The sequence below is a fragment of the Elizabethkingia argenteiflava genome (assembly GCF_009904105.1).
Taxonomy (GTDB): Bacteria; Bacteroidota; Bacteroidia; order Flavobacteriales; family Weeksellaceae; genus Elizabethkingia; species Elizabethkingia argenteiflava.
In genome coordinates this window covers 1-259 of record NZ_JAAABJ010000149.1, presented here as the reverse complement: position 1 = coordinate 259, position 259 = coordinate 1, and the positions used below count along the sequence as shown (strand labels likewise).

Below are 259 nucleotides of genomic sequence, written 5' to 3'. Positions count from 1 at the left end.
GCCTTATTTCCGCCTTTTATACTGTTTAACTGATGCTCTTGTAATTTGCTAATTTGGTCTTTGTTGATTTGTAGACCTTTGGTTAATTTGATTTTTTTCATCTGTGTTAAGTTTTGAAAATTAAAATTCAGGTTATTTAACGGTGGTAATATTGCAGGAGTTAACTCCACAAGAAGGAGTGGCTTCTGCAGCCTTATTTCCGCCTTTTATACTGTTTAACTGATGCTCTTGTAATTTGCTAATTTGGTCTTTGTTGATT

Annotated in this window: 2 protein-coding genes; both read right to left on the bottom strand. The window is 33.2% G+C overall.

Going from position 1 to position 259, the window contains the following annotated elements:
- Positions 1–101 (bottom strand): class I lanthipeptide (locus GNY06_RS15000; protein ID WP_212995066.1); only part of this gene is annotated, 101 nt, incomplete at its 3' end.
- 31 nt (positions 102–132) lie between these two features.
- On the bottom strand, positions 133–258 hold the full coding sequence (locus tag GNY06_RS14995; protein WP_394350813.1) for a class I lanthipeptide: 126 nt from the start codon (positions 256–258) through the stop codon (positions 133–135).
- Position 259 lies beyond the last annotated feature (1 nt).